The following is a 4,770-nucleotide window of genomic DNA, read 5'->3' as shown; positions in this document are numbered from 1 at the left end:
CGCTCGATCTCATGACCACCACAAATGCCGTGGCAAGCCCCTCCAAACCACCCCACCTTCTAAACCCATATCACCCACACCAATTAACCTGTTCCCTTCCCGCCCCAAACCCTAGACTCGGCCCAAGCCCGCCCTAGGACCGCTCCCATGCCCGAGACCCTGCTCAGCCCCCGCAACCTCGCCTTCGAGCTCTACGAAGTCCTCGACGCCGAAGCCCTGACCCAACGCCCGCGCTTCGCCGAGCACAGCCGCGAGACCTTCGACGCCGCGCTGACCACCGCGCGCACCATCGCCGAGAAGTTCTTCGCCCCGCACAACCGCAAGGCCGACGAAAACGAGCCGCGCTATGTGGACGGCCGCGCCGAGCTGATCCCCGAAGTGAAGCCCGCCGTCGATGCCTTCCTCGAAGCGGGCTTCCTCAACGCCAACCGCGACTTCGAAGTCGGCGGCATGCAACTGCCCAGCCTGGTCTCGCAAGCCTGCTTCGCCCACTTCCAGGCGGCCAACGCCGGCACCACGGCCTACCCGTTCCTGACCATGGGCGCGGCCAACCTGATCGAGACATTCGGCAGCGACGAGCAGAAACGCCTGTTCCTGCAACCGATGATCGAAGGCCGCTACTTCGGCACCATGGCCCTGACCGAACCCCATGCAGGTTCGTCACTGGCCGACATCCGCACCCGCGCCGAACCCGCCAGCGATGGCAGCTACCGACTCAAGGGCAACAAGATTTTCATCTCCGGCGGCGACCACGAACTGTCGGAAAACATCGTGCACATGGTCCTGGCCAAACTGCCGGACGCACCTGCCGGGGTAAAAGGCATTTCGCTGTTCATCGTGCCCAAGTACCTGGTCAACGAAGACGGCAGCCGCGGCCCGCGCAACGATGTGCTGCTGGCGGGCCTGTTCCACAAGATGGGCTGGCGCGGCACCACCTCCACCGCCCTCAACTTCGGCGACAACGGCGAATGCGTCGGCTATCTGGTCGGCCAGCCGCACCAGGGCCTGGCCTGCATGTTCCAGATGATGAACGAGGCGCGCATCGGCGTCGGCATGGGTGCAGTGATGCTGGGTTATGCCGGCTATCTGTACTCGCTGGAGTACGCCCGCCAGCGCCCGCAAGGCCGCCTACCGGACAGCAAGGACCCGCACAGCCCAGCCGTGCCGATCATCAACCACACCGACGTGAAGCGGATGCTGCTGGCGCAGAAGGCCTATGTGGAGGGCGCGTTCGACTTGGGCCTGTACGCAGCGCGCCTGTTCGACGACACCGAAACAGCCGCCGACCAGGACGAACGCAAGCAAGCCAAGGAACTGCTCGACCTGCTGACCCCGATCGTCAAATCCTGGCCCTCGGCGTTCTGCCTCAAAGCCAACGAACTGGCCATCCAGATCCTCGGCGGCCACGGCTACACCCGCGAGTACCCGGTGGAGCAGTATTACCGCGACAACCGCCTGAACCCGATCCACGAGGGCACCGAAGGCATCCAGTCGCTCGACCTGCTCGGTCGCAAACTGGCGCAGAACAACGCTTCCGGCCTCAAGCAACTGATCCGGCTGATCGCCGGCACCGCCGAGCGCGCCAGCCATCACCCGAACCTTGACGCCCTGCGCCAGCCGTTGGAGCAACTGGTCAATCGCCTGCAAGCCGTGACCCTGGCCCTGCTCGGCGACCTGGCCCAGGGCAAGGTCGCCGGCACCCTGGCCAATTCCGCCCTGTACCTCAAGGCCTTCGGCCACTGCGTGGTCGGCTGGCGCTGGCTGGAGCAGGCGATCCACGCCGAGCTCGGCCTGCTCAAGGGTAATGCCGCCGACCGCGACTTCTACCAGGGCAAGTTGCAGGCCGCCCGTTATTTCCTGACCTGGGAAGTACCGGGCTGCCATAATGAGCTGGCATTACTCGAGGCACGCGACGACACCTGCCTCGCCATGCAAGAGGGGTGGTTCTAGGGGGAGCCACCGTGTTCACGGAGGTTTTTCCATGTTCGATTCCAGCGCCCTGCTGCGCCAGCGCTTCAATGCGCTGCGCAGCACGGCCGAGTTGTTTTCCCTTCGCCATGTAAAACAGTCGCACCAGTCGCTTTCGGTTCGGCGCAACGTCACCGAACCGCCGCTGTTCAGCCAGGACGAGGGCGCCATGCTCACCGTGCGGGTCAATGGCGTCGAGGCTTATGCAGCCACCGCCGACCTGTCCCAGCAAGGCCTGCAACGCGCCCTGGAGCACGCCGAAAACTTGGCCCGACAAATCGCCCGGCACAGCCTGCTCGACCTGCGCGAGCAACCGGTGACCGCTGCCCGTCACGACCACGTCTCGCCCAACTTCGACCAGCCGTTGCCGAGCCTCGCCGATTGCCTCGGCCTGCTCGCCGCAGAATCGGCCAGCATCCCCAAGGACAGCCGCCTGGTGGATTGGCAGGCCAGCCTTGGCACGTGCCTGGTCGAGCAAACCTACCTGAACTCCGCCGGCGCCGAACTGCGCCATGCCCAGCGCTTCCTGTTCCCAGGCTTGGGTGTGACGGCCAGCGATGGGCAGGACAGTCAGAGCCGCAGCCTGGGCCGGGACAACTTCGGCCAACAGGGCGGTTTCGAGATCATCGAGCGCTGCGGCCTGGTCGGCGCCGCGCGCCACATCGCCGACGAAGCCCTGCAACTGCTGCTGGCGCCCAACACCCCGAGCGGCCCGCGCGACTTGTTGCTGATGCCCGACCAGATGATGCTGCAGATCCACGAGTCCATCGGCCACCCGCTGGAGATGGACCGCATTCTCGGCGACGAGCGCAACTACGCCGGTACCAGCTTCGTCAAAGCCAGCGATTTCGGCCACCTGCAGTACGGCTCGAAGCTGCTCGATGTGACTTTCGACCCGACCATCGGCGAAGAACTGGCCAGCTACAGCCATGACGATGACGGCACCCAGGCCAGCAAGCAGTACCTGATCCGTGACGGCCTGCTGCTGCGCCCGCTGGGCAGCGCGCTGTCGCAGTTCCGTTCCGGCCTCGACGGCGTGGCCAACAGCCGTGCGTGTGGCTGGAACCGCGCACCGATCGACCGCATGGCCAACCTCAACATCGAGCCCGGCGACCAGACGCTGGCGCAACTGATCGCAGGCATCGAGCACGGCATCCTGATGCGCACCAACCGCTCCTGGTCCATCGACGATGCACGCAACAAGTTCCAGTTCGGTTGCGAGTGGGGCCAGCTGATCGAGAACGGCGAGCTCAAGGGCATCGTCAAGAACCCCAACTACCGCGGCATCTCCGCGCAGTTCTGGCGCAACCTGGCGGCGGTCGGCGACCGCAGCACCTTCCAGGTGCTGGGCACGCCCAACTGCGGCAAGGGCGAACCCAACCAGGTGGTGCGCGTCGGCCATGCCTCGCCTGCCTGCGTGTTCCGCCAGATCGACGTATTCGGGGGAGACGCCTGATGACACCACAGCAAACATTCGAAGGCCTGGTCAGCGTGCTGCGTGAGGCACTGCAGCCGGGTGAACAGTTCACCCTCGGCTACAGCGCCGAACAGTCGCAGTTCGTGCGCTTCAACCACGCCAAGGTGCGCCAGGCCGGCACCGTGAGCCAGGCCAGTGCGCAACTGCGGCTGATCCGCGACGGGCGCCAGGCAGAACACCAGGTGACCTTGAGTGAGGATGCGCAGCTGGACCGCCAACGCTTGGGCGAGGCGTTGCAGCAATTGCGCCAGACCCTGCCGCTGCTGGCGGAAGATCCTTACCTGCGCCTGGACGAGAACGCCTGGCACAGCCACAGCCTGCAAAGCCAGGCGCTGCCGGAACTGAGTGAAGTCCTGGCCCTGCTCGACGACGAAGCCGGTGACCTGGATCTGGTGGGTATCTATGCCGCCGGGCCGATCTGCCGCGGTTTCGCCAGTTCCTTTGGCGCCTTTGGCTGGCACCAGGCCAACAGCTTCAACTTCGACTGGAGCCTGTTCCACGACAATGGCCAGGCCGTGAAGGCCAACTATGCCGGCCAGGTGTGGAACGCCGACGATTTCACCGCACGCCTGCGCCAGGCCCGCGAACAACTCGGCTACCTCGGCCGCCCGGCGCTCACCCTCAAGCCCGGTAGCTACCGCGCCTACCTGGCACCGGCGGCCATGGACGAGATCGCCGGCATGCTGTGCTGGGGCGGTTTCTCGGCCCAGGCGCTGGCCACTGGCAACAGCGCCCTGCAGCGTTTGTACAACGGCGATGCGCGCTTGAGCCCATTGGTGAGCTTCAGCGAGCAGGTCAGCGGCTCGTTGAGCCCGGCGTTTTCCGATGAGGGCTCGCCTCGCCTGGATGTGCCACTGATCAGCCAGGGGCGAGCCGTGGACAAGTTGGTCAGCGCCCGCAGTGCGGTCGAGTTCGAGCTGTCGAGCAACGGCGCCGACAGTCACGAGTCGCCTTGCGCATTGAGCCTGGCCCCGGGCAACCTGGCCAGCGAGCAGATTCTCGAGCGCCTTGGCACCGGGCTGTACATCAGCAACCTGTGGTACTTGAACTACTCGGACCTGCCAGCGGCGCGCATGACCGGCCTGACCCGCTTCGCCACCTTCTGGGTGGAGAACGGGCAGATCCAGGGGCCGGTCAGCACCATGCGCTTCGATGACAGCCTGTACAGCCTGCTGGGCAGCCAGCTGGAAGACCTGACCCGCGAGCGCGAAATGATCCTGTCGACCAGTACCTATGGACAGCGCAGTACCGGATCGAGTCATTTGCCGGGGGCGCTGGTCAAAGGGCTGACCCTGACATTGTGATTGGCCATTCGGGCCTCATCG

3 protein-coding genes are annotated in these 4,770 nt (G+C 65.3%); all 3 read left to right on the top strand.

The genetic code is table 11. The features are described 5' to 3' along the window. Positions 1–147 precede the first annotated feature (147 nt). Genes PPL01S_RS24130 through PPL01S_RS24120 form a run of 3 tightly spaced genes read left to right on the top strand, consistent with a single transcriptional unit; the run spans position 148 to position 4,749 of the window. Positions 148–1,950: an acyl-CoA dehydrogenase gene (locus tag PPL01S_RS24130; protein WP_016395296.1), complete on the top strand. Its 1,803-nt coding sequence runs from the start codon at positions 148–150 to the stop codon at positions 1,948–1,950. A 31-nt stretch (positions 1,951–1,981) separates the two neighbouring features. After that, positions 1,982–3,424 carry a TldD/PmbA family protein gene (locus tag PPL01S_RS24125; RefSeq protein ID WP_016395297.1) on the top strand — a complete coding sequence of 481 codons (1,443 nt, stop codon included), beginning with the start codon at positions 1,982–1,984 and terminating at the stop codon, positions 3,422–3,424. After that, positions 3,424–4,749, top strand: coding sequence for a TldD/PmbA family protein (locus tag PPL01S_RS24120; protein ID WP_028625479.1), 1,326 nt, complete (start codon positions 3,424–3,426; stop codon positions 4,747–4,749). The genes PPL01S_RS24125 and PPL01S_RS24120 overlap by 1 nt, the downstream gene beginning before the upstream one ends. Positions 4,750–4,770 lie beyond the last annotated feature (21 nt).

Source organism: Pseudomonas plecoglossicida NBRC 103162 = DSM 15088 (genome assembly GCF_000730665.1).
Classification (GTDB): domain Bacteria; phylum Pseudomonadota; class Gammaproteobacteria; order Pseudomonadales; family Pseudomonadaceae; genus Aquipseudomonas; species Aquipseudomonas plecoglossicida.
The sequence above is the reverse complement of the archived record's forward strand: the minus strand, read 5'-3'. Positions and strand labels throughout refer to the sequence as shown.

Excerpts from the sequence above, each read along its gene's own strand:
- PPL01S_RS24120 (WP_028625479.1), top strand. The coding sequence starts at position 3,424 with ATGACACCACAGCAAACATTCGAAGGCCTGGTCAGCGTGCTGCGTGAG.
- PPL01S_RS24125 (WP_016395297.1), top strand. The coding sequence starts at position 1,982 with ATGTTCGATTCCAGCGCCCTGCTGCGCCAGCGCTTCAATGCGCTGCGC.
- PPL01S_RS24130 (WP_016395296.1), top strand. The coding sequence starts at position 148 with ATGCCCGAGACCCTGCTCAGCCCCCGCAACCTCGCCTTCGAGCTCTAC.